Origin of the sequence: Streptomyces sp. NPDC051211 (assembly GCF_040689505.1) — a bacterium.
In the GTDB taxonomy this organism is placed as follows: Bacteria; Actinomycetota; Actinomycetes; order Streptomycetales; family Streptomycetaceae; genus Streptomyces.
Genome location: NZ_JBFBAV010000013.1, coordinates 127604 through 149175, shown reverse-complemented (window position 1 = coordinate 149175; position 21572 = coordinate 127604). Strand labels below are relative to the sequence as shown.

The window sequence follows — 21572 nt, the reverse complement described above, 5'->3', positions numbered from 1 at the left end:
GAAGGCCTTTCCCTGGTCGTGCGTCAGTACTGGTGCTGCGGCGTTACTTGATGGCTTCGAGCCGCGGCACCACCTGGTCGATGGCGTACGGGATGCTCAGCACCGTGTTGAAGGACAGCGCGGCGCCGATGTCCGGGCTGTCGTAGGGCAGGAAGAGGTCGCGCTTCTCCTGGTTGACCTTGGTCTTCTGGTACAGCGGGTCGGCCTTCATGGCCTTCTCGGTGTCGGGGGTGCCCAGCCACACGGTCCGGTCGGCCTCCATCACGTCGAGGCGCTCGGAGCTGAGGTCGGCGATGTTCTCCTTGCCGAGGGCGGCGCGGTAGGCGTCGGTGGTGCCGAAGCCCATGCCGGCGAAGAACTTCAGCTTGGGGTCGTTCGGGGAGAACGCGGAGAACTTGCCGGGCTCGTAGGGCTCGCCGACGGAGACCGTCTTGCCCTTCCACTCGGGGTGCTTGTCGCTGACGGCCTTGAACTTGGCGTCGATGCCGGCGATCAGCTTCTCGGTCTCGGCGTCCTTGCCGAGCGCCTTGCCGATCTGCTTGGTCATGGTCTGCCAGTCGGCCTGGTAGTCCTCGGCGCCCTTGGGCTGCGCGACCACCTTGGCGATCTTGGAGAGGGTGTCGTACTGCTCCTTCTTCATGCCCGAGTACTGGGCGATGATCAGGTCCGGCTTGAGGGCCGCGATCTTCTCCATGTTGTACTCGTCGCGCTCGCCGACGACCTGCGGCGGGGTGGAGCCCCACAGGTCCTTGGCCCACGGCCACTTGCCGTACGGCTGCTCCTTGAACCAGTCCACCGAGCCGACCGGCTTGACGCCGAGGGCCAGTACCGCGTCCTGGTCGGAGAGGCCGAGGGTGACGACCTTCTTCGGCTCGGCGGAGATGGTGGTGCTGCCGTACTTGTGCTCCAGGGTGACCGGGAAGGCACCGGACGCCTTGGTGTCGCCCGAACCGGACGGCTTGGAATCGGCCTTCTCGTCACCGCCGCTGCAGGCGCTCAGAACGAGCGCGGCGGCTGCGGCGATTGCCACGCGGGGGATGTTCCTGACTGCTCTCGTCAGCGCGGGGCGCTTGCCAACGGACACGAGTGTTCCTTTCACGGGGGTTTTTCACAGTGCGCAGACCACCGGCCCGGTGCCATGGGAACACCGGGCAGGCGCAACGGTCGGGGGGATGTCAGAGCGTCGAGGCGATCTCGTCGGCGGGGAGCTCGACGGCGGCCGCCGTCTCCCGCCCGTTGTCGATGACGGAGTCGAGGATCTCGCCGACGCGGACGGCGGTGTTGGACAGCAGGGACGACGTGATGCCGTGGGTGTGCTCCGTACCGCCCTGGAGGTAGATCCCGCAGCGCACCTCGGGGTCGGTGGTGATGCGGTAGTCGCGCTCGACGCGGACCCTGCCGTGCTCGTCGCGGTGGACGTACTCCTCGACCTCGCCGAGCAGGCCGAGGGCGTCGGCGGAGCGGTAACCGGTCGCGTAGACCAGGACGTCGGCGTCGAGCGGGGTCTTCTCCCCCGTGACGAGCGACTCGACCGTCGTGCGGACCTTGTCGGGGGTCTCCACGACGTCGGTCAGCCGGGAGACCTTCAGGAAGCGCAGGCGCTCGGTGCCGAGGACCTTCTCCTGGTACTCCTGGCGGTAGAGGTCGTCGATCAGATCGATGTCCACCACGGAGTAGTTGGTGTTGCCGTGGTAGCCGATCAGCTTCTGCTTGATGTCCTCCGGCGCGGTGTAGTACTCGTCGACCGCGGCCGGGTCGAAGATCCGGTTGGCGAAGCTGCTGTCGTCGGCGGGGCTGTAGCCGTAGCGGGAGAAGACGGCGCAGACCTCGGCGGTGGGGAAGGTCCGGTGGAGGTAGGCGACGTTCTCGGCGGCGCTCTGCCCGGCGCCGACCACGATGAAGCGGCTCGGCTCGGAGTCCTTGAGGCCCTCGACCTTGGCCAGCAGGTCGGAGTTGTGCCAGATGCGCTCGGTACGTTCCACGCCCTCCGGCATCCGCGGCGTCAGGCCGGTGCCGATGACGAGGTTGCGGGCCCGGTGGACCACGAGCTCCGAGCCGGAGCGGGCGGTGACGTCCATGTACTGCACCACGCCGTCCTCGACGACGGGGCGGACGGCGACGACCTCGCAGCCGTAGGACACCATGTCGTCGACCTTGGCCGCGGCCCACTGGAAGTAGTCGTGGAACTCCACGCGCAGCGGGAACAGGTTCTTGTGGTTGACGAAGTCGATCAGCCGGCCCTTGCTCTGCAGGTAGCAGAGGAAGCTGTACTCGCTGGCCGGGTTCCGCAGGGTCACCAGGTCCTTCATGAAGGAGACCTGCATCGTGGCATCGTCGATCAGCATGCCGCGGTGCCAGCCGAACTCCGGCTGCCGCTCGAAGAAGTGTGCAGTGACCGCCTCCTGCCGTCCGACGCTTGCGTTGTGCTCGCTGAGCGCGATCGCCATGGCCACATTGGACGGGCCGAAGCCGATTCCGATGAGGTCGTGGATCAAAGGTGCGTCGTCAGGAAGAGCCTGTGACATGTCACTCCCAATCGTGCGGGGCAGCCGCTTGTCAGGCGCTGGGGAACCAAGAGCTGGGCACGCCGAGGAGGCGTCGACCCGATTACTTAGGCAAGGCTAACCTGATCTTTTGCAGCTGTCGACCGGGCATATCGGGCGTCGTCCCAGGCCGGGGGGCTGAACCCGGTGCAAAACGGACCCCGTTGCACACTTAGGTAAGCCTTGCTTTACTGGCCCCGTTGCATCACTGCTCTGAGGAGGAACCCTATGCGGGTCGTCATGTTCGGTTATCAGACCTGGGGGCACCGCACCCTGCAAGCGCTCCTGGACTCCGAGCACGACGTGGTCATGGTCGTCACCCACCCGAAGAGCGACCACGCCTACGAAAAGATCTGGAGCGACTCCGTCGCCGATCTCGCCGCAGAGCACAACGTGCCCGTCCTGATCCGCAACCGGCCCGACGACGAAGAGCTGTTCACCCGGCTCAAGGAGGCCGAGCCGGACATCATCGTCGCCAACAACTGGCGGACCTGGATCCCGCCGCGGATCTTCGGCCTGCCCAAGTACGGCACCCTGAACGTGCACGACTCGCTGCTGCCCAAGTACGCCGGGTTCTCCCCGCTCATCTGGGCCCTGATCAACGGCGAGACCGAAGTCGGCGTCACCGCCCACATGATGGACGACACCCTCGACGCCGGGGACATCGTGCTCCAGCAGGCCGTGCCGGTGGGCCCCACCGACACCACCACCGACCTGTTCCACAAGACCTGCGACCTGATCGCCCCGGTCACCGTCGGCGCGCTCGCCCGGATCGCGGCCGGTGAGACGGAGTTCACCCCGCAGGACCGGTCGCAGGCCAGCTTCTTCCACAAGCGGGCGGAAGAGGACATCCGGATCGACTGGAACTGGTCCGCCGAGGAGCTGGAGCGTCTCGTGCGCGCGCAGTCCGCGCCGTACCCGTCCGCCTTCACCTACCACAAGGGCCGCCGCCTGGAGATCATCGGTGCGGTCGTCTCGGAGGCGAAGTACGGCGGCACGCCCGGCCGCATCTTCTACCGCGAGGGCAACGGCGTGGTGATCGTCGCCGGAGCCGACGCCCGCACCGGCCGCAACCACGGCCTCGCCATCACCCGGGTGCGCACCGAAGCAGGCGAGGAGATGTTCGCCACCGACTACTTCACCCGCATGGGCGGATACCTCACCAGCCGCCCGTAGGGAACACCCCCCAAAACCGCCGGCGTCCCCTCCGATGGCCCCGGGGCCGCCGGTCGTCGCCGCCGCGTGGACTGCCCTGTCCACGCGGCGGCGACGCATTTCTGACGGTCCGCCACCCAGGGGTAGGCTCGGGCGGCCCCACGTCCCACCCCGGGAGGGAGAGCATGCGAGGGAGAGCAATGGAGCAGCGGTCCGCCGTCATCGGAGCGGACGACGCGCCGGGCGTGCTCGGGCTCAACGCCTATCTCATGTACGCGATCGGCAAGGCCGCGCGCCGCCGGCTCACGGAGAAGCTCACCGCCCACGGGATGCGGCTCTGGCACCTGACCGTGCTGGACCTGCTGGCCGACCACGGCCCGCAGTCCAAGGGAACGCTGGCGACCCGGCTGGACATGAACCCCAGCGACCTGGTCAAGGTGGTGAACGACCTGGTCGGCAAGGGCCAGGTGGTCTGCGTACGGGACACCGGCGACCGGCGGCGCATCCTGGTGCGGCTCACCCCGGCCGGTCGGGCCGCCCTCGACCGCGTCAACGCCGACATCGCGACCACCGACGGGGACCTCCTCGCCCCGCTGAACCGGTCGGAACGCGACCGGCTGTCCGCGCTGCTCCAGCGCGTGCACGGCCACCTCGCCCCGACCGCCCCGTCTGCTACGTCTGCCCCCTCGGCCCCGTCTGTCCCCTCGGCCACCGGCCGGGCGGCCGGCGCGGAGCAGTAGTCCCCGTTTCCGTCCCCCCGGGAACCCGCCGGGTGCGCCGTCCGACTACTGGCATGTGGCCGACGGGAAAGGGACGCGATGGGCGGGCTGGACGTACGCATGCGGGGGGTCGCGTGCTCGCACGGGCGGGTGCCCGCCGTGCTGGACGTGGACCTGGAGATCGCGGCCGGTGAGCGGATCGCCCTGACCGGGACCAACGGCTCCGGAAAGACCACCCTGTTGCGGGCCGTCCTCGGACTGCACCGCCAGGACAGCGGGGCGATCCTGATCGGCGGGCGCGGGACCGGGTCGGCAGCGGACCGCGCCTGGCGGCGCCGGTCCTGCGCCTGGATCCCGCAGAAGCCCGCCGTGGGCCGGTTCCCGCTGCTGGGCGGGGAGTTGCTGGCCAGCAGCGGCGCCCCCGCCGAGGCCGCGGAGGCGGCCGCCCGGCTGGGGGTCGCCGAACTCGTCCGGCGGCCGCTGCACACCCTGTCGGGCGGGCAGCTCCAGCGCATGTACCTCGCCCGGGCGATGGGCTGTGTGGCGGCCGGGGCGCAGGTGGTGCTCGCGGACGAGCCGACCGCCGCCCTGGACTTCGACGGGCAGGCGGAGGCCGCCGACGTGCTGGCCTCCCTGCCGGTCACCGTGATGGTCGTCACCCACGACCGGGCGCTCGCCGAACGCTGCGACCGGGTCCTGGAGATGGCGGCCGGACGCCTGCGGGAGGTCCGGTGAATCCCGTCGCCGCAGCCGACCTGGGCGAGCTGCTGCAGCTGGTGCCGGTGCAGCGGGCCGGGTTCGCGCTGCTGCTGGCCGCCGTCGGACTGCCGGTGATCGGCGTGGTCATCGTCGGGCTGGACATCATGCCGGTGCGGTTCGCGATGATGCACGTGGCCCTGCTGGGCATCGCCGTCGCCCTGTGGACGGGCCTCGACCCGATGCTGTGCGCGCTGGTGGCCTGCGCCCTGGCCGGTGCGGGGGTCGCCCCGCTGGCCCGGACCCCGGACGGGCTGTCCGGGGCGATGGGCCTGCTGATGAGCCTGGCCATCGCCGCCGCCCTGCTCGTGCTCGCCGTGACCGGGGTCAACGCCTCGGGGGCGTTCGCCCTGCTGTGGGGGTCGATCCTGTCCGTCGGCACCGCGGACCTCGTCGTCCTGGGCGTACTGGCGGCGGCCGTGCCGGCGCTGTTCTGGTGGCGGCGCCGGGATCTGGCGCTGCTGCTGTACGACCGGGAGCTCGCGCACTGCTCGGGCGTGCCCGTGCGCGGACTGACGCTGGTGCTGCTGGTCCTGGTCGCCGTCTCGGTCGCCGGGGCGATCAAGCTGACCGGCGCCCTGCTCGTCGACGCCCTGACCCTGCTGCCCGCGCTGGCGGCCCGCCGGCTGGGCCGCTCCCTCGTCTCGATCACGCTCTGGGCGGTCGCCTTCGGCGTGTTCGTGAATCTGACCGGGTTCCTCGTGGCCCTCTGGCTGGACTGGCCGCCCGGGCCGGTCCTCGTCCTCACGGCGGGGGCCGTCGTCCTCGCCGTCCATCTCGTTCCGGAACGGAGAACCGGCTCATGGCGCGCACCCGCGTCCGCATCGCTTCCCTCCTCGCACTGAGTGCGCCCCTGGCAGTCCTGCTGACGGGCTGCGGCGACGACAACGACCCACCCGCCCGGGACGACGAGGACCGGACCGCGGAGCGCAAGCCCGTGGTGGTGGTCACCACCACCTGGGAGGGCGCCTTCGCCAAGGCCGCGGGCGCCGAGGACATCGAGGTCATCGTGCCGCAGTCGGTGCACCACGCGCCGGACTACGACCCCAAGCCCTCCGACCTGGCCGCCGTGGCGAAGGCCGACTTCGTGCTGTACGCGCCGTTCGAGCCGTACGCCGAGAAGATCAAGGAGGCCGCGGGCTCGAAGGCGAAGCTGGTCCAGGTGAACCTGGACAACGACCCGGAGAAGGCGGGGGCCGAGGTGGCCCGGCTCGCCGCGCTGTTCGGCACCGAGGACGCCGGGAAGAAGTGGAAGTCCGGCTTCGACGGCGAGTACGCCCGGCTGAACGGCGAGCTGAAGGCGGCCTGGCCGGGCGGGCAGAGCCCGGCCGTGGTCAGCCAGGTGTTCACCGCCTGGTCGGCGAAGCTCGCGGGCGCGAACAGCGTCGGCACGTACGGGCCGGAGGCGGTGACTCCCGCGCAGCTCGCCGAACTCTCCGCGAAGAAGCCGGCGCTGGTGCTGGACAACGCGCACATGTCCACCGGCACGGTGCTGCCCGGGTCGGGCGCCCGGCAGGTGCGGATCGTCAACTACCCGGGCGAGGACCTCGACCTCCTCTCCGTGTACCGCAATGCGGCGGCGGAGCTGAAGAAGGCCATGGCCGGCTCCTGACCGCTGTCGGGACAGGGGCAGAGGCAGGGGCCGGGGGCCGGGTTCACACCCGGCCCCCGGCCCCTGTTCCCGGTCAGTGTGCCGGAGCGGGGATCGCGGTCAGCCGCTCCCGGAGGGCGCGCCGGTCCGGCTTGCCCGCCGGTGTCAGCGGGAGTTCGGCCAGCACCAGCAGGTGCTCGGGGTGCTTGCGCGGGTCGAGTCCGGAGCCGGTCAGATGGGCGCCGAGGGAGGCGAGGGTGGGGGCCTGTGCGGTGCGCGGGACCACGCAGGCGGCCAGCCGCTCCCCCATCAGCGGGTCGGGTACGCCCACGCACACCACGTCGCGGATCTGCGGATGCGAGGTGAGGGCGCGTTCCACTTCGGCGGGGCTGATGTTGGCGCCGCCCCGGATGACGATGTCCTTGAGGCGCCCCACCACGTGCAGGACGCCCTGCTCGTCGAGGAAACCGAGGTCCCCGGTCCGCACCCAGCCGTCGGAGGTGCGGTAGCGGGCGTCGAGTTCGGGGGCGCCGACGTAGCACAGCGGGGTCATCGGGCCGCGCGCGGTGATCTCCCCGATGCCGCCGTCCGGCAGCGGTTCGCGGGTCTCGGTGTCGGTGATGCGGATCTCGGCGACCCGTGGGTCGGGCCGGCCGGCCACCACTGCGGAGCCGTCGGTGGGCGGGGTGGGATGCTCCAGCCCGGTGTGGCAGTTGACGCCGTCGGCGGATCCGTAGAGGTTGACGACGGGGCAGCCGAACGCCGTGGCGGCAGCGGCCGCGGTGGTCTCGTCGAGCGGTTCGCCGCCGAGGACCAGGGCGGTGGGGGCCGGCAGCTTCTCCCCGGTGGCGTCGAGCCGGTCGAGCATCATCCGGACCATCGTGGGCACGCCGAGGACGTGCGTCGGCTCGTGCTCGCGGATCGCGGCGATGGCGGCTTCCGGGGTGAACCGGTCGAGCAGGACGAGGGTGCCGCCGTGCCGGGCCAGGGTGACCGCGGTGCCGTTGGAGCCGAACGCGGAGGCGAGCGGCACCAGGAACAGGCAGCGCGGCGGGGTGCCGTCCGGGATGAGGGAGGCGAGGAAGTTCCCGCGTCCGCCCGCGAGGGCGTTGTGGGAGTACGCGACCATCTTCGGCTCGGCCTCGGAACCGGAGGACACCAGGATCCGGGCCGCGCTGTCGGGGTCGGGGCGGGCGGGGACGAAGCCGCCGGGATCGGAGCGCAGCAGCAGGGAGAGCGGCACCGTCCCCTCGGGGGCGGTGCCCGGCCCGGCCGCGATCACCTGCCGCAGAGCGGGCAACTCCGGGGCGAGGGCCTGCAGGTCGGCGGCGTGCCGTGTGCCGCGGTACTCGATGGCGGCGATCACGGCGACGGCCTCGGCGCGGCGCAGCAGGACCTCGGCCTCCCGGGTGCCCCGGCCGACCGGGAACGGGAGGGCGACCGCGCCGAGGGCGGCCAGCGCCAGGTCGGCGATGACGGCGTTGCGGTGGTCGGGGAGTTGGACGCCGACCACGTCGCCCTCCCCGATGCCGAGGTCTCTGAGCCCGGCGGCCAGACATCGCACCTTGCGGTCCAGGGCGGTGTAGCAGAGCTTGCCCTTGGCGTCGAGGACGGCGGTGCGGTGCAGGTCGGCGATCTGGCGGGCCCGGAAGAGGCTGTACAGGTCGAGGTCGGGGCAGGTGCCGTCGAGCGCCCAGGACCGGCGGAGGGCGGCGGGCAGCAGGTCGTGCAGGAGGACGGTCACGCGAAGCTCCAGGGGTCGGGGACTGCGGGGGCGCCGTGCGGGTCCCGGCTGATCGAGCCGGTGAACCGGGGGTCGTGGTGCAGCTCGCCGAGGTCGGTGGTGACCCGGGCCGCGGTGAGGCCGTGGGCGCGGAGCAGGTGCAGCGCGTCCGCGGTGGGCAGGTCGCGCAGGTCGTAGGCGGCGGCCGCGGGGGCGCAGGCGTCGGCGGGGGCGATCCACCCGTCGGCCGTGGGCTGCGGGCGGCGGAAACCGGCGGGCCGCCGCGCGGGGCCTCCCGCGGCCAGGCGTCGCAGGGCCGGTGCGGTCAGCGTGTCGGCGGCTCCGAGCAGGGAGGAGTCCACCCGGACGCCGGTTCCGGTGCGTTCGCGCAGGAGCAGGCCGGCCAGTACCGCCTCGGCACCGAGGAGTCCGCCCAGGACGTCGAGGAGCGTCATCAGGGACGGCGCGGGTGCCTCGCCCTCGGGGCGGACGGCCTCGCCGGCTCCGGTGCGGGCCTGCACCATGAAGTCCGTCCCCATCGGGGCGCCGTCGAGCCGGCCGGCCCAGCCGCTGGTGTACGCGTAGACGAGCGCGGGGTTGGCGGCCGCGAGGTCGTCCGCGTCGAGGCCGAGGCGCGCGGCCGTGCCCGGGGCCCAGTTGTGCAGGAACACATCGGCGTCCGCGGCCAGTTCGCGCAGCCTGCGGCGGTCGGCGGCGTCCTTGATGTCGATCTCGACGGCCCGCTTGCCCCGGTTGAGGGCGAGCCAGCGGGCGGAGATCCCCGAGCAGGCGGGCGGCATTCCGCGCAGCGGGTCGCCGCCGGGCGGTTCGATGCGGACGATGTCGGCGCCGAGCAGCCCGAGCAGATGGGCGGCGAGCGGGGCCTGGATGCGCCGGCCCGCCTCCAGGACGGTCAGGCCGGAGAGTGGTTTCCCGGGTGCCGGTGCGGACGCCGGCCGGCCGGCCGGGGCGGCGTGCGGGTGTCCGGATCCGGGCGGGGCCAGCGGGGCCAGGGACCAGGGGGCGGCGCCGTCGTGTTCCGCGGCCCGTTGGGCGAGGGTCCGCAGGGCGCACACCTCGGCACCGGATGCGGCCGCGGCGCGGCGGATCCGGTCCCAGGCGTGGGAGCGGGCGGTGTCGTGCAGGGTGCCGGGCAGCGGCGCGCAGGCCGTGGCGTAGCGGAACTGGAAGGGCCGCCAGCCGTCCCGGATCGCCTGCGCGGGCGCTTCGAGTGCGCGCCAGAAGGCCGCCCAGGCCCCGGGGTCGAGGGTCTCCAGTTCGAAGCGGATCCCGTCGGCGGTGGTGAACGGCGGGCCGCCGGGCCCGAGTTCGGCGGCCTCTCCCTCGTCGGCCCCGTCGGCGGCCAGGTACTGGGCGACGGTCAGCAGGCCGGCCCGGTCGGCGCTGGTGGCGACGACCTGGGGTGCGGTGCCGCCGCGTGCCTGGGCGAGCAGGCCGGCCAGCAGGCCCTGCACGGTCAGCAGGCCGGTGGCGGTCGCGGCGAAGTCGGCGGCCAGGCCACGGGGTTCGCCGTCGCGGCGGCCGTGCACCGCCATGATGCCGGTGGCGGCCTGCACGGTGGCCTCGTCGCTGATCCCGCTGCCGGGAGCGCCCCAGGCCGTGTGCGCGGTGACGGCGGCGAACTCCGCGCCGGACAGCCCGGTCCGCCCGGCCGGCCGGCCCGTCGGTTCCACCTCGGCCGGTACGGCCGGTGCGGGCGGGCCGTCGGCGGTGGCGCCGAGCAGCAGCAGGTGCTCGGCGACGACTCCGGCGAGCTCCGGGGGTCCGGAGGTGTCGAACCGGAGCGCGTCGAGCGGCCGTACCGTCCGGGTGGTGACGGGTGACGTCATGCCTCTCCTCCCCTGGCGCGGCGGTGGCCGCCGCCCGGCAGATGTCGCAATGCGGGTCTCGCGGGGAACCCGGCGGCCTGTGTGCCCGACCAGTTCCACGTAAGAGGCAGTCGGACAGCCGTTCCCACGGGTTCCCGGCGAACCGAAGGAGAGACGTGGTCGATTCAGACGTGCCGGAGCGGGTCGCGGAGTTCGTGCGCAGCCGGGTCGTGCCGCAGGAGCAGGTCCTGGACGCGGGCGGCCCGGCCGCGGCGCAGGCCCTGCGGGAGCTGCGGGACCGGGCCAGGGCGGAGGGGCTGTGGGCGCTGCCGCTGCCCGCCGCGCTGGGCGGCGGCGGCTTGGCACTGGCCGGGTACGCCGGACTGGCCGAGGCGGAAGGGGCCAGCGACCACGGCCCGGCCGCCCTCGGGTCGGCCTCGCTGCTCGACGTACGGATGCTGGCCGCGCACGGCAGCGAGCGGGTGCGGGAGCGGTATCTGAAGCCGCTGGTGGCCGGGGAGGTCCGGGCCTGTTACGCGATGACCGAACCGGATGTGCCGGGCACCGACCCGTTCCTGACGGGGACGCGGGCCGAGCGGATGCCGGGGGGCGGCTGGCGGATCACCGGCCGCAAGTGGTTCACCTCGGGCGCGGCGGACGCCGGCCTGGTCACCGTGCTCGCCCGCACCGGCGGCCGGGACGGGGACCGGGAGGGGCTGTCCCTGCTGCTGGTGCCCACCGACGCCGAGGGCTTCCGGGTGGTGCGCGAGCTGCCGCTGTTCGGCGCGGGCGGACAGTGGGAGATCGAGCTGGACCGGGTCGCCGTACCGGAGGACCATCTGCTCGGGTCGCCCGGCGGGGCGCTCGCCATCGCCGGGGAACGGCTCCAGTGGGGCCGCACCCTGCGCTGCCTGCGCTGGCTCGGCCAGGCCGGCCGGGCCTTCGACCTGATGTGCGCCCGGGCCGTGTCCCGGACCGGCTCCCGCGGCCCGCTCGCCGGGCACCAGCTGGTCCAGCAGCACGTGTTCGAGGCGTTGTTGGCGATCCGTACCACCCGGCCGCTGGTGCACGAGGCGGTGGCGCTGCTCGCGGCCGGGCGCGAAGCGCACACCGAGGTCGGCCTGGCGAAGGTCGCGGCCGCCCGGATGCTCCAGCAGGTCGCGGACGCCGCCATCCAGGTCCACGGCGCGGCCGGGCTGGGCCCCGACACCGCCCTGCCGTCCCTGTTCCGCACCGGCCGGGCCGCCCGCATCCTCGACGGACCGGATGAACTCCACATCACCTCGGTGGCGCGCCGTGTCCTGCGGGGCTACGACGGCCCGTAGGCCTCGGTGAGGTCGACGAGGCCGGTGAGGGCGGCCAGGCCCAGGGCCAGGAAGAAGTCGCCCCAGACGAGTTCGTGGCGGGTGGCGGTGGAGCGGGCGGCGTCGTAGCAGCCGTCCAGCAGCATTCCGGCCGGGCGCCCGCCGCCCCGCCCGGTCAGATGGGCGGCCGCCAGCCGGCGCAGCACCGCCTCGCCGCGGCGCGTGTACGCCTGCGCGTGCGGCCCCGGCAGCCGGCCGAGGGCGAGCAGGGCCACCGCGGTGATCGCGGCCGCGGAGGTGTCGGCCGGGCCCTCGGGCCGGGCCTCGTCCGCGGGCGGCACGAGCGGGCCGCCCGGCAGCAGCCGCTCCACCGCCGCCGTCAGCCGCTCCGGCCGCCATTTCGGCGTACCGGACCGGTGCAGGGCCTCGGCCAGGGCCAGCAGCAGCCAGGCCCGGCCCCGGCTCCACCCGGGCGGCGGCTCCGCGCACGGCCGCCAGCCGGCCTCCGGCTCGAACTCCCAGGCGTGCCGGAGCGCTTCACGGCCCAGGCACAGGTCCAGATGCCGGTGCAGATGGGCGGCGGCCGCGGCCACACCGGCCGGCCCGGCGGCGGCGAGCAGCGGCACCATGCCCGGCACGGCGTCGCTGCGGGCCAGCAGCCGGGGTCCGCCCAGGGCAGACCCCCACGGCACCAGCCCCAGCCCCGGGTCGAACGCGGCCAGGCATTCCCCGGCGGCCCGGTCGCGCAGGGCGGCGGCGGCCGGATCGTCCCCGGCGAGCGCGGTCCCGTACCAGAGGATCAGCCCGCGGGTGGCGGTGTCCGCCTCCGCCCAGGGGGCGAGACGGGCCGTGCAGGCGACGGCCGCCGCCCGGTCCGGCTCCGCCCCGGTGTGCCGGGCCCGCAGCCAGAGCAGCCCGGCCCAGAATCCGCCCGCCCAGGAACCCCGCCCGGTGGTGGTCCACCGGCCCGTACCGGGATCGGCGAACAGCGGGAAGCGGTCCCCGACTCCGGCCCGGGTGACGGCCACCCGGTCGAGTACGGCCGCCAAGGCGGCCTCCGCCCAGGGCTCGGTACGCGTGAGCCGCGCGCCGGTCATGTGCCGGCCTCCGCCGGCCGGCGGCCGGCCCGGCCGTCCCGTACCGCCCAGGTGTACGCGACGGCTCCCGCGGCCGCGAACTCGGCGGCCACCAGCAGCCATCCGGCGCCGTAGCGGCCGCTCTGCGCGAGCAGTCCGAACAGCGGCGGCCCGATCGCGAAGCCGGCGAAGAACCCGGCGGAGACCAGGGCCGTGTCCTGCCCGGCCCGGCCGGGTTCGGCCCGCTGCATGACCAGCACCATCGAGACCGCGTTCGCGGACACGGCGAACACCCCGGCGGCCGCGGCCCCCAGCCAGACGAGCGGGCCCGCCGCCGTCGCGCCGGCGAGCAGCGCCGCCGCCCCGACGGCGCCGGCCGCCAGCCCGCCCGGCAGCCATTCGGCGCGCCCCGGCCGGGCCGCCTTCGACCATCCCACCCGCCCGGCGATGCCGGCCACGCCGAGCACCGCCACCAACGCGCCGGCGGCCGTGGGTCCCAGGCCGAGGCGCTCCGTGCCGAACAGCGCCAGATAGGTGTTGACGGAGGCGGTGCCGCAGCCCAGGAACAGGGAGAAGACCGCCAGCCGTCGGGCCGGCTCTGCGGCGCCCCCGGCAGCCTTGGCCGGCCGGGCCGGCGGCGCCACCGGGGCCGCCGGGGCCACCGGGGCCACCGGGGCCGAATCCGCCGGCAGCGCCCGCCACGCCCACACCGCGGTCAGCAGCGCCGCGCCCGCCGCCGTCCACACCGCGCCGCGCCAGCCGAGCCCGCCCGCCAGCGCGGCGAGCGGCAGGCCGGCGGCGAACGCGCCCAGCTGGACCCCGGACTGCTTCATCCCGGTGACCCCGCCCCGGCGTTCCGCCGGAACCGCGGCCAGGATGGCCTTGTTCGTGGCGGGGTTGGCCAGTGCCTGCGGCAGACCGCCCAGGGCCACCGCGCCGAGCAGCAGCCCCGGGCCCGGTGCGGCCCCGATCAGGGCGAGCGCCGCCGCGGCCACCAGGAGCAGCAGGACGAGCGCCCGCCGGGGGCCGGTCCGGTCCACGGCCCGGCCGGCCCACGGGGACAGCACCGCCGCGGTGCCGAAGCCGATCGTGGTGGTCAGCCCCAACACCACCGTCGACAGCGGCAGTTCGTCCACGAGCCGCGGGCCGAGCGCACCCAGCAGGAACAGCTGGAGCATGGAGAAGGCCATGGCGCAGGTCAGCAGAAGCGTCAGCCGGTGTCCGGGCGCGGGCGTCCGCGCATCCCCCATGGCCTGCCCCTCTCCGGTCCGGTCGCCGGTCCGGTCGCCGGTACGAATCGCCTTTCGGTGCGGTGCAGTTGTCGGATGCCGGGCCGCTCCGGTTCCCGGCCGCCCGGGTGGCCCCGGTCACATCCGCCGTCCTGCGGCGGTCGTCCGGGACAAGTCGAGCGCATGCCGTGCCGGTCCGTCGAAGGGGGTGCGAGGATGAGCCCGCAATGAATCCGGACGGGTGCTGTCGAGGCTTACGGGCTGCGGTGTTCGCGGCCGCCTGTGTGCTGCTCGCGTCCCTCGGCCATGTGCTCATGTCCGGGACTCCGGTGGCCTGGTGGGCGATCGGCGCGGGGCTCGCCGGGACCGGCGCGGTGGCCTGGCTGCTCGCCGCCCGCGAACGCGGTCTCCTGGTGGTCACCTCGGCCGCCGTCGCCGCCCAGACCCTGCTCCACACGGGGTTCTCGCTGGCCCAGACGGCCGCCCACCGGCCGCCGCCGGCCTCCTGCACCGCCCCAGTCGAGCGGGGCGCCGGCCCCGTGACCGGCCCGGCTCACCACCTGCACACCGCCCATACGGCCCATACGGCCCACGCGGCCGCGGACCCTGCCCTGCCGGCCTCGTTCCCCGCCCCGCTCCCCGCCGGCCACGACATGGGCTGCATGTCGCCGACCGGGATGGCGGCCGGGATGGCCGCAGCCCACCTCCTCGCCGCCCTGCTCTGCGGCCTCTGGCTCGCGTACGGCGAGCGGGCCGTGTTCCGGCTGCTCCGCTCCTTCGCCGGCCGGTTCCTCACGCCGCTGCGCTCCCTGCTGCACCGGCCCGTGCCGGTGCACCCGTACCGGCCGCGTGCCGGTGTCCGCCGCGAACGGCGGGCACGGCCGCTGCGCCGGCTGCTCCTCGACCACGCCATCACCTCACGGGGTCCGCCCGCCGGGACCGCTGTCCTCTGACGACAGCCGGCTTCCGGACGCGGCGCGACCGCCGCTCCTCCGGGCACCGGTCCGGTGCGCCTAGGGGTGTCTTGCCGATCAGGCCCGGCATCCCCCAGCGCGCCCGGCCGTGCGAAAACCCCACCGGTGCCGCCCTCCCGTGCGCGGCGCCGGTTCCCGCATCCTTCCGAAGGACCCGAGGCGATGACCCCTGCCCTGACCACGCACACCCCCGCGCGGCCCGCGCCCCCCGCGCGCGACACCACCGGCACCGACGAGACGGTGACCCGGCTCGCCCTGGCCGCCCGCGGCGGAGATCCGGAGCAGGTGGACCGGTTCGTCCGGGCTCTGCACCGGGACGTCCGCCGGTACATCGGCTTCCTCGGTGCCGACCCGCACGCGGCCGAGGACCTCACCCAGGAGACGTTCCTGCGCGCGCTGGGTGCCCTGCACCGCTTCGAGGGCCGTTCCTCGGCCCGCACCTGGCTGCTGTCCATCGCCCGGCGCACGGTGATCGACAGCCTGCGCCATGCGGCGGCCCGGCCCAGACTGTCGGGCCGGGACGACTGGCAGAGCGCGGCGGAACAGGCCCAGCCGCGCGGACTGCCGGGCTTCGAGGACGGGATAGCGCTCGCCGAACTCCTGGCGGCGATCCCCGCCGAGCGGCGCGAGGCCTTCGTCCTCACCCAGGTGCTGGGGCTGCCCTATGCCGAGGCGGCCACCGCCATCGGCTGTCCCGTCGGCACCGTGCGGTCCCGCGTCGCCCGGGCCCGCACCTCGCTGATCACGCTGCTGTCCGACACCGAGGCGGCACAGGCCGCCTGAGGGACCCGGACGGCCGACGGACCTCGGTGGTCCGCCGCGTCACCCGCTCTCCCCCGGCTCGAACGGCCGGGCGGGGAGCGGGCTGGTGGCCGGGCCCTCCAGGACGGTGCCGTCGGGGGCGAACCGGGAGCCGTGGCACGGGCACTCCCACGCCTGCTCGGCCGGGTTGAAGGCGACCAGGCAGCCCATGTGGGTGCAGCGGGCCGAGACGGCCCGCAGGGTTCCGTCGGCGTCGCGGTGGACGGCGCACGGACGGCCCGGATGGCCGTGGTGGCCGTGCTCGCGTACGACGGCCCCTTCGCCGGGCGCGAGGGCGTCGGCGGCCTCCGGCCCGGGCAGGTGGAGGCGGTCGCCCAGGTAGTGGCCGGCGACCGCGGCCTGGGAGGACAGCAGGCCGGGGAGTTCGCGGACCGCGGGCAGCCGGCGGGGGTCGAAGAGCTCGGTCCAGGCCGGGCGGGGTCCGCCGAGGATGTGGGCGGACAGCAGCCGGCCGGCCATGATGCCGCCGGTCAGGCCCCAGCCGCCGAATCCGGTGGCCGCGTACATGTGCTGGGTGCCCGGGTGGAGGTGCCCGACGAAGGGCAGGTGGTCGGCGGAGTCCAGGTCCTGGGCGGCCCAGCGGAGGACCTCACCGGTGCCGCCGAAGTCCGGGAAGTTGTCGCGGGCCCAGGATTCCAGCCGGTCCCATCGGTCGGAGACGCCGTCCTCGCCGGGCCGGAACGCCTCCCCGGCGACGATCAGCAGGCGCTGCCCGGGCGCGTACGGGGCGGTGCGGACGGAGCGGATCCGGTCCTCGGGGGTGAGGTACATGCCCTGGGGGTCGGCCGCCTCCGGGACCGGGGCCGCGATGACGAGTTCCCGCCGCGGGGTCAGCTGCATCATGAGCGAGACGGGCCCGAAGGGCGGGAAGTGGGTGGCGAGGACCGCTTCGGAGGCGTGGACGACGGCCCCGCCCGCGGTGTCGACGCGGATCCGGGCGAGCTCCTCCACTGCCGTGACCCGGGTCCGCTCGAAGATCCGGCCGCCGGCGGCGGTGAAGGCCTCGGCGAGCCCGGTCAGGAAGGCTGCCGGGTGGAACTGCAGCTGGTCGGGCAGCTCTACGGCGGCGGCCACCCGGAAGGGCAGGCCGGTCTCGGTGACGAAGTGGGCGTCGAGCCCGGCCGCCCGGGCGGCGGCCGTCTCGGCGTGGATCTCCTTGACCCGGTCGGCGGCACGGACGTAGGTGACGGCCGGGCGGCGCTCGAATCCGGCGTCGATGCCCAGGTCGGCGCCGAGTGCGGCGGCCCGTTCCATGGCGTCCTGCTGCGCGGCCGCGTACAGCCCGGCTCCTTCGGCGCCGACGGTGCGCCGCAGCCGGTCGTACTGGAGGCCGTGCAGGGCGGTGAGCTTGCCGGTGGTGTGGCCGGTGGTGCCGGAGAGGATCCGGTCGGCTTCGAGGAGTACGGTCTGGCGGCCCGCGTGGGCCAGTTCCCAGGCCGTGGCGAGTCCGGCTATGCCTCCGCCGATGACCACGACGTCCGTGTCGAGGTCCTGGTCGAGGGCGGGACGCGGCGGCCGCTTCGCGGTGGCCAGCCAGTGGGAGAGCGGGTGGGCGGCCCGTGCCGGGATGTCGTCCATGCCGTGCGGGTACCCCGTGCCGGGCCGGGGATGCCTGCGCACTCCTGTGAGCGGACGGTCACGGGTTGCGACCGGACGGGGCCCGGCACAGAGTGAATATGCGGGCAGAACGCCCACACCCCTCTGGAAGGAAACGTCATGGGCAAGGGCAAGGCGAAGGCCAAGCAGGTCAAGGGCAAGCTGAAGGAGACCATGGGCGACATGAGCGACGACAAGCGCATGGAGGCGGAGGGCCGAGGCGAGCAGATGGCCGGCAAGACGCAGGAGGCCGCGCACAAGACCGGCGAGAAGATGAAGAGGCCGAACAAGTAACCGCCCCCGGCCGCCGCCGGCCCCCCGCAGGGAGGCCGGCGCGCCGGAACGGGCGGTTCAGCTTGCTGTGGCCGGAGCGGGCGGAAGCCCGCCCGCTAGCTGTCGCGGACCGCCACGATGCCGTTGAAGACGCCGATGTAGGCGGTGCCGTCGGGGCCGAGGGTGATCGGGGCCCAGTTGTTGTCGTAGAGCGGGCCGGTGCCGGTCAGCTGCCGCCAGCGGCGCTCACCGGTCCGGAAGTCCACCGCGGTGAGGTACCAGGCGTCGATGCCCCAGACATTGGGGTCCTTCTCGTAGAAGTAGAGCAGCCCGTTGGCGGTGGAGAGTTTGGGGACGGTCGAGGGCGAGCGGATCGCGCTCTCCCAGACGGTGTCGCAGCCGCTGCCGTCGGGACGGACGTCGATGCGGCTGACGCCGCCGACGACGCTCTTGCCCAGCAGCAGGCTGGTCGGGTTCTCGTAGCCGTAGTTGTTCTCGACGACGAGGCTGTTGCCCCAGCTGATCAGGGAGTTGTCGGTGGTGGAGGCTCCGGAGCCGAAGACCGGGACCTTGCAGACCAGGCGCTCGCCCTCGGGGACGTCGACGCCGCGCCGGTAGACGAGGACGTTCATCCGGTCGTCGGCGTTGTCGGTGATGGCGACGTAGCCGTTGCCGAACAGGTCCGGGGTGGTGCCCGAGCCCTGGTTCACGGAGCCGGGCTTGGTGCCCGTGCCGCGGTCGTAGGTCTGGCGCCACTGCACCTGCGGGGTGCCGTCGGGGGCGGCGCGGAAGCTGTAGAGCGCGTGGTCGGAGACGATGGAGACGCCGTCCTCGGCGACCGAGAAGGAGTTCTGGATCTCCTCGCCGGGGAGCCGGACGGTGCGGATCTGCCCGGTGCCCGGGTCCACGGTGCCGACCCGGCCCTGCCGGGTGACCCACCAGATGCGGCCGGTCCAGTCGGGCATCACGGAGGTGACGGGATCGCAGCTGCCGCTGGGCCGCAGGTTGGTCCAGCCGACGCAGTCGTGCGGGACGTGGCCGGTGAGGTCCCAGTCGTCCTCGACGGTGAACTTCCAGCTGCCGTCCGGGTTCTGGCCGTGGGCGAGGCGCAGGATGTGCTGGCGGGAGTCGGCCAGCACGGCCCGGTCCTGGTCGTCCAGGTAGAAGTAGGCGCCGCCCGAGGTGTCCTTGAAGATCTTCGAGAAGTCGAGCGAGGTGATCGCCTCGACCGTGGAAGAGCGCTGCGGGAGCTGGTGTTCCGCGAGGGTGTCGAGCGTACGGGGCTCCAGGAGCTTGACCTTGAAGCCGGAGAAGGTGCCGCACACGGTGACCAGGCGGCCGCCCGAGTCGAAGGTGGCGGTGGCGCATTCGCCGCCCAGGGCGGCGATCTTCCGGCTGGTGACCCGGGGGTTCCGGCCGAGCGGCCCGGACCAGGGGGAGGTGGCGCTGCCGGCCGCGTCGGCGTGCATGCCGCTGCGGCCGTTGGGCGCGAGGTACGGGTGCTGCGGCGGGGCCTCCCCCGGCAGCGGTGCGACGGCCGCCGGGCTGCCGTCGTACTGGCCGACCAGGCGGTGGCCGGGCGCCTTGGGTATTTCCTCGGCCTGGGCCGGGGGCACCCCGGTGAACACCGCGAGGGCGGCGAGTGCCGGGACCACGGCGCAGTTCAGCGCACTTCGGACCATGGGGGTCTTCCTCCGTTCTCTTCCTCGTTGTTGACATTGCGGATGACATCGCGCCGCCGCCAGACGCTAGATCGCACTGCCCGAGGAGTCCATGGAAGGTGAGGATGATTCATGAAGGCGCAACAGTTGATCACTGATGTCGCGTCAGAAGGCGTCAGGGATTGAGGGTGGAGACCACCTGGGCCGTGGCCGAAAGGCCGTTGTGGATGGTCGCGGCCATGCTGCTGCTCGCCAGGTAGAAGCCGAGCAGCACACAGACCAGCGCGTGCGAGAACTTGAGGCCGCCGCTGCGCAGGAAGATCCACGCGAGGATGAGGAGCAGCACGACCACGGAGAGGGAAATCGCCATCGAAACCTCCTTGTCCGGCGTCATCGTGGCGCAGCGGGAGGTCCGGACGGGTTCATGACGTGTCCGCCGTACGGGTGTTGACCGTCCGTGACGGCCTCGCGGCCCTTGACTCCGGGCCCTTGAATCCCGGGCCTTGACTCCCGGCCCTTGACTTCCGGGCCCTTGAATCCCGGGCCTTGACTCCCGGCCCTTGACTTCCGGGCCCTTGACGCCCGGGCCCTGAGCCTCGGGCCCTGACCACCTCTTGACGATCGGGTGGCTTCGGCAACCCGGCCCCGATCGCGGCCCGGGCGGCCTGCGAACGGTCAGCTCCCGGCGATCTCGCTCCACCGGACCGTACGGTCGCACCAGCGGTCCAGCAGGACGGGGTCGTGGCCGACCGCGAGCAGGCCCGCCCCGGTCTCGGCCCGGTACTCCTCGACCACGCCGACCAGCGCAGCGGTGGTGGAGGCGTCCAGCATCGCGGTCATCTCGTCGCAGACCAGCCAGCGCGGTTCCAGCACCAACGCGCGGGCCAGGCAGGCACGTTGCAGCTGACCGTCGCTGACCTCGTGGGGGCGGCGGGTGAGCAGCCCGGCACCGAGCCCGACCCGTTCGGCCAGTGCCGCGGTGGTCCCGGCGAGGCCGTCCCGGCGGCCGGTGGCGCGCAGCGGTTCGGCGATGATGTCGCGCAGCCGCAGCCGGGGGTCCGCGGACAGCCGCGGCTGTTGGAAGACCACGCCGACGGCGGTGCGCTGGGCGCGCGGCGCGCGGTGCCGCCAGCGGGTGACGGTGGTGCCGTCGAGGACGAGGGTGCCGCGGTCGGGGCGGTGCAGCAGCGCGGCGACCCGGGCGAGGGTGGACTTGCCGCAGCCGCTGGGGCCGAGCAGGCCGACGGCCTCGCCGGGGTGCAGCGTGAGGTGGGCGTCGCGGACCACCGGGTGGCCGGGGGTGTAGCCGGCGGTGATGCCGTGGAGCTCAAGCATGGTGGCAGGCCACTCCGTCGGTGAGGTCGGGGCGTACGGCGCACCGCTCGTCGGCGCGCGGGCAGCGGGCGGCGAAGGCGCAGCCGGCCGGGAGGGCGCCCAGCTCGGGCGGGCTGCCCGGGATGGGGGCGAAGGTGCGCTCGGGGAGGGCGGCGAGCAGCCCGCGGGCGTACGGATGGCGGGGGCCGGGTTCGCCGAAGAACCGGTCGGCGGGGGTGAGTTCGACGATCCGGCCGGCGTACATGACGGCGACGGTGTCGGCGATGCGCTGGGCCGCCGCGAGGTCGTGGGTGATCAGGAGCAGGGCGCGGCCGGCGTCCCGGGTGTGGGCGCGGAGCTCGTCGACGGTGCGGTGCACCAGGTCCCGGTCGAGTCCGGTGGTCGGTTCGTCGGCGAGCAGCAGCGGGGCGTCGCCGACGAGGGCGAGGGCGGTGGCGGCGCGCTGGGCGAGCCCGCCGGACAGCTGGTGCGGGTACCGGTCGAGATGGCTCGCGGGGAACGCGGCCCGCTCGGCGGCGGCTTCGGCGGCGGCCCGCAGCCACGCCTTGCGCCCGGATCCACCGGGGCGGCTCACCAGCTCGCGGACCGTCTCCTCCAGGTGGGCCCGGACGGTGCGGACCGGGGTCAGGTGGGCGGCCGGGCTCTGCGGGACCAGGCCGACGCGGCGGCCCCGTACGGTCCGCGCCAGGGTCCGCTCGTCGGCGGCGAGCAGATCGAGCCCGTCGGCGAGCCGAGCGGAGCCGGCGGTCTCGGCATTGCCGGGCAGCAGCCCGAGCAGCGCGGAGGCGAGCACGGACTTGCCGCAGCCGGACTCCCCGACGAGCGCGAGGCACTCGCCGGCGGCCAGTGAGAACGAGGCCCCTGAGACGGCCGCGATGTGCCGGCCGCCGCGCATCCGGAACCGGACCGAGAGCCGGTCCACGGTGAGGACGTGCGCCGAGGACGCACTGGGCACGGACCCACCTGGGACCGGCAGGGCGGCGGGC

Annotated in this window: 20 protein-coding genes; 9 read left to right on the top strand and 11 right to left on the bottom strand. The window is 74.1% G+C overall.

Annotation, left to right across the window (positions count from 1 at the left end; all coding sequences use genetic code 11):
• Nucleotides 1-43: 43 nt before the first annotated feature.
• Together AB0447_RS16080 and AB0447_RS16075 are read right to left on the bottom strand one after the other, a co-directional pair.
• Nucleotides 44-1030, bottom strand: a complete 987-nt coding sequence (locus tag AB0447_RS16080) for an iron-siderophore ABC transporter substrate-binding protein (protein WP_366477269.1) — start codon at nt 1028-1030, stop codon at nt 44-46.
• Between the two features lie 145 nt (nt 1031-1175).
• Nucleotides 1176-2525: a lysine N(6)-hydroxylase/L-ornithine N(5)-oxygenase family protein gene (locus AB0447_RS16075; protein WP_366477268.1), complete on the bottom strand. Its 1350-nt coding sequence runs from the start codon at nt 2523-2525 to the stop codon at nt 1176-1178.
• Nucleotides 2526-2771: 246 nt separating this feature from the next.
• Between AB0447_RS16075 and AB0447_RS16070 the strand changes: the two genes are divergently transcribed.
• From AB0447_RS16070 to AB0447_RS16050, 5 genes are all read left to right on the top strand, one after another.
• Nucleotides 2772-3719 carry a methionyl-tRNA formyltransferase gene (locus AB0447_RS16070; protein WP_366477267.1) on the top strand — a complete coding sequence of 316 codons (948 nt, stop codon included), beginning with the start codon at nt 2772-2774 and terminating at the stop codon, nt 3717-3719.
• A gap of 164 nt (nt 3720-3883) precedes the next feature.
• A complete protein-coding gene (locus AB0447_RS16065; RefSeq protein ID WP_366477266.1) occupies nt 3884-4438 on the top strand; it encodes a MarR family transcriptional regulator in 555 nt (184 codons plus the stop codon).
• Between the two features lie 78 nt (nt 4439-4516).
• On the top strand, nt 4517-5152 hold the full coding sequence (locus AB0447_RS16060) for an ABC transporter ATP-binding protein (protein WP_366477265.1): 636 nt from the start codon (nt 4517-4519) through the stop codon (nt 5150-5152).
• Complete coding sequence (locus tag AB0447_RS16055; RefSeq protein ID WP_366477264.1) at nt 5149-6018, top strand: metal ABC transporter permease; 870 nt, start codon at nt 5149-5151, stop codon at nt 6016-6018. Before AB0447_RS16060 ends, AB0447_RS16055 begins: the two co-directional genes overlap by 4 nt.
• Nucleotides 5976-6785: a zinc ABC transporter substrate-binding protein gene (locus AB0447_RS16050; RefSeq protein ID WP_366477263.1), complete on the top strand. Its 810-nt coding sequence runs from the start codon at nt 5976-5978 to the stop codon at nt 6783-6785. The genes AB0447_RS16055 and AB0447_RS16050 overlap by 43 nt, the downstream gene beginning before the upstream one ends.
• Nucleotides 6786-6858: 73 nt before the next feature.
• On the opposite strand, the gene AB0447_RS16045 is transcribed toward AB0447_RS16050, so the two are convergent.
• Both AB0447_RS16045 and AB0447_RS16040 read right to left on the bottom strand, forming a co-directional pair.
• On the bottom strand, nt 6859-8508 hold the full coding sequence (locus tag AB0447_RS16045; protein ID WP_366477262.1) for a class I adenylate-forming enzyme family protein: 1650 nt from the start codon (nt 8506-8508) through the stop codon (nt 6859-6861).
• On the bottom strand, nt 8505-10337 hold the full coding sequence (locus AB0447_RS16040) for a CoA transferase (RefSeq protein WP_366477261.1): 1833 nt from the start codon (nt 10335-10337) through the stop codon (nt 8505-8507). The genes AB0447_RS16045 and AB0447_RS16040 overlap by 4 nt, the downstream gene beginning before the upstream one ends.
• Nucleotides 10338-10492: 155 nt before the next feature.
• Between AB0447_RS16040 and AB0447_RS16035 the strand changes: the two genes are divergently transcribed.
• Nucleotides 10493-11641 carry an acyl-CoA dehydrogenase family protein gene (locus AB0447_RS16035; RefSeq protein ID WP_366477260.1) on the top strand — a complete coding sequence of 383 codons (1149 nt, stop codon included), beginning with the start codon at nt 10493-10495 and terminating at the stop codon, nt 11639-11641.
• Here AB0447_RS16035 and AB0447_RS16030 read toward each other — a convergent pair.
• Together AB0447_RS16030 and AB0447_RS16025 are read right to left on the bottom strand one after the other, a co-directional pair.
• The gene (locus tag AB0447_RS16030; RefSeq protein ID WP_366477259.1) at nt 11626-12717 is read right to left on the bottom strand and encodes a sugar ABC transporter permease; all 1092 of its coding nucleotides are present in this window, start codon (nt 12715-12717) and stop codon (nt 11626-11628) included. The genes AB0447_RS16035 and AB0447_RS16030 overlap by 16 nt on opposite strands.
• Nucleotides 12714-13946, bottom strand: coding sequence for an MFS transporter (locus AB0447_RS16025; RefSeq protein ID WP_366477258.1), 1233 nt, complete (start codon nt 13944-13946; stop codon nt 12714-12716). Before AB0447_RS16025 ends, AB0447_RS16030 begins: the two co-directional genes overlap by 4 nt.
• 293 nt (nt 13947-14239) lie before the next feature.
• On the opposite strand from AB0447_RS16025, the gene AB0447_RS16020 reads away from it, so the two are divergent.
• Both AB0447_RS16020 and AB0447_RS16015 read left to right on the top strand, forming a co-directional pair.
• Complete coding sequence (locus tag AB0447_RS16020; RefSeq protein WP_366477257.1) at nt 14240-14878, top strand: hypothetical protein; 639 nt, start codon at nt 14240-14242, stop codon at nt 14876-14878.
• Between the two features lie 183 nt (nt 14879-15061).
• On the top strand, nt 15062-15682 hold the full coding sequence (locus tag AB0447_RS16015) for a sigma-70 family RNA polymerase sigma factor (protein ID WP_366477256.1): 621 nt from the start codon (nt 15062-15064) through the stop codon (nt 15680-15682).
• Between the two features lie 39 nt (nt 15683-15721).
• On the opposite strand, the gene AB0447_RS16010 is transcribed toward AB0447_RS16015, so the two are convergent.
• The gene (locus AB0447_RS16010) at nt 15722-17299 is read right to left on the bottom strand and encodes an FAD-dependent oxidoreductase (protein WP_366477255.1); all 1578 of its coding nucleotides are present in this window, start codon (nt 17297-17299) and stop codon (nt 15722-15724) included.
• Between the two features lie 138 nt (nt 17300-17437).
• Here AB0447_RS16010 and AB0447_RS16005 point away from each other — a divergent pair, with 138 nt between their 5' ends.
• Nucleotides 17438-17611: a CsbD family protein gene (locus tag AB0447_RS16005; protein WP_366477254.1), complete on the top strand. Its 174-nt coding sequence runs from the start codon at nt 17438-17440 to the stop codon at nt 17609-17611.
• A 95-nt stretch (nt 17612-17706) separates the two neighbouring features.
• On the opposite strand, the gene AB0447_RS16000 is transcribed toward AB0447_RS16005, so the two are convergent.
• The 4 genes from AB0447_RS16000 to AB0447_RS15985 form a co-directional block, all read right to left on the bottom strand.
• Nucleotides 17707-19272: a hypothetical protein gene (locus AB0447_RS16000; protein ID WP_366477253.1), complete on the bottom strand. Its 1566-nt coding sequence runs from the start codon at nt 19270-19272 to the stop codon at nt 17707-17709.
• Between the two features lie 154 nt (nt 19273-19426).
• The gene (locus AB0447_RS15995) at nt 19427-19621 is read right to left on the bottom strand and encodes a hypothetical protein (RefSeq protein WP_366477252.1); all 195 of its coding nucleotides are present in this window, start codon (nt 19619-19621) and stop codon (nt 19427-19429) included.
• Between the two features lie 305 nt (nt 19622-19926).
• Entirely contained in the window at nt 19927-20586 is a 660-nt protein-coding gene (locus AB0447_RS15990) for an ATP-binding cassette domain-containing protein (RefSeq protein WP_366477251.1), read from the bottom strand.
• Nucleotides 20579-21481, bottom strand: a complete 903-nt coding sequence (locus tag AB0447_RS15985; RefSeq protein ID WP_366477295.1) for an ABC transporter ATP-binding protein — start codon at nt 21479-21481, stop codon at nt 20579-20581. The genes AB0447_RS15990 and AB0447_RS15985 overlap by 8 nt, the downstream gene beginning before the upstream one ends.
• Between the last annotated feature and the right edge of the window lie 91 nt (nt 21482-21572).

Bases quoted from the DNA above. Each gene is read 5' to 3' on its own strand.
- AB0447_RS16020 (WP_366477257.1), top strand. From the start codon at position 14,240: ATGTCCGGGACTCCGGTGGCCTGGTGGGCGATCGGCGCGGGGCTCGCC.
- AB0447_RS16060 (WP_366477265.1), top strand. From the start codon at position 4,517: ATGGGCGGGCTGGACGTACGCATGCGGGGGGTCGCGTGCTCGCACGGG.
- AB0447_RS16075 (WP_366477268.1), bottom strand. From the start codon at position 2,525: ATGTCACAGGCTCTTCCTGACGACGCACCTTTGATCCACGACCTCATC.
- AB0447_RS16010 (WP_366477255.1), bottom strand. From the start codon at position 17,299: ATGGACGACATCCCGGCACGGGCCGCCCACCCGCTCTCCCACTGGCTG.
- AB0447_RS16040 (WP_366477261.1), bottom strand. From the start codon at position 10,337: ATGACGTCACCCGTCACCACCCGGACGGTACGGCCGCTCGACGCGCTC.
- AB0447_RS16015 (WP_366477256.1), top strand. From the start codon at position 15,062: ATGACCCCTGCCCTGACCACGCACACCCCCGCGCGGCCCGCGCCCCCC.
- AB0447_RS16070 (WP_366477267.1), top strand. From the start codon at position 2,772: ATGCGGGTCGTCATGTTCGGTTATCAGACCTGGGGGCACCGCACCCTG.
- AB0447_RS16005 (WP_366477254.1), top strand. From the start codon at position 17,438: ATGGGCAAGGGCAAGGCGAAGGCCAAGCAGGTCAAGGGCAAGCTGAAG.
- AB0447_RS16050 (WP_366477263.1), top strand. From the start codon at position 5,976: ATGGCGCGCACCCGCGTCCGCATCGCTTCCCTCCTCGCACTGAGTGCG.
- AB0447_RS16065 (WP_366477266.1), top strand. From the start codon at position 3,884: ATGCGAGGGAGAGCAATGGAGCAGCGGTCCGCCGTCATCGGAGCGGAC.
- AB0447_RS15985 (WP_366477295.1), bottom strand. From the start codon at position 21,481: ATGCGCGGCGGCCGGCACATCGCGGCCGTCTCAGGGGCCTCGTTCTCA.
- AB0447_RS15990 (WP_366477251.1), bottom strand. From the start codon at position 20,586: ATGCTTGAGCTCCACGGCATCACCGCCGGCTACACCCCCGGCCACCCG.
- AB0447_RS16025 (WP_366477258.1), bottom strand. From the start codon at position 13,946: ATGGGGGATGCGCGGACGCCCGCGCCCGGACACCGGCTGACGCTTCTG.
- AB0447_RS16000 (WP_366477253.1), bottom strand. From the start codon at position 19,272: ATGGTCCGAAGTGCGCTGAACTGCGCCGTGGTCCCGGCACTCGCCGCC.
- AB0447_RS16030 (WP_366477259.1), bottom strand. From the start codon at position 12,717: ATGACCGGCGCGCGGCTCACGCGTACCGAGCCCTGGGCGGAGGCCGCC.
- AB0447_RS15995 (WP_366477252.1), bottom strand. From the start codon at position 19,621: ATGGCGATTTCCCTCTCCGTGGTCGTGCTGCTCCTCATCCTCGCGTGG.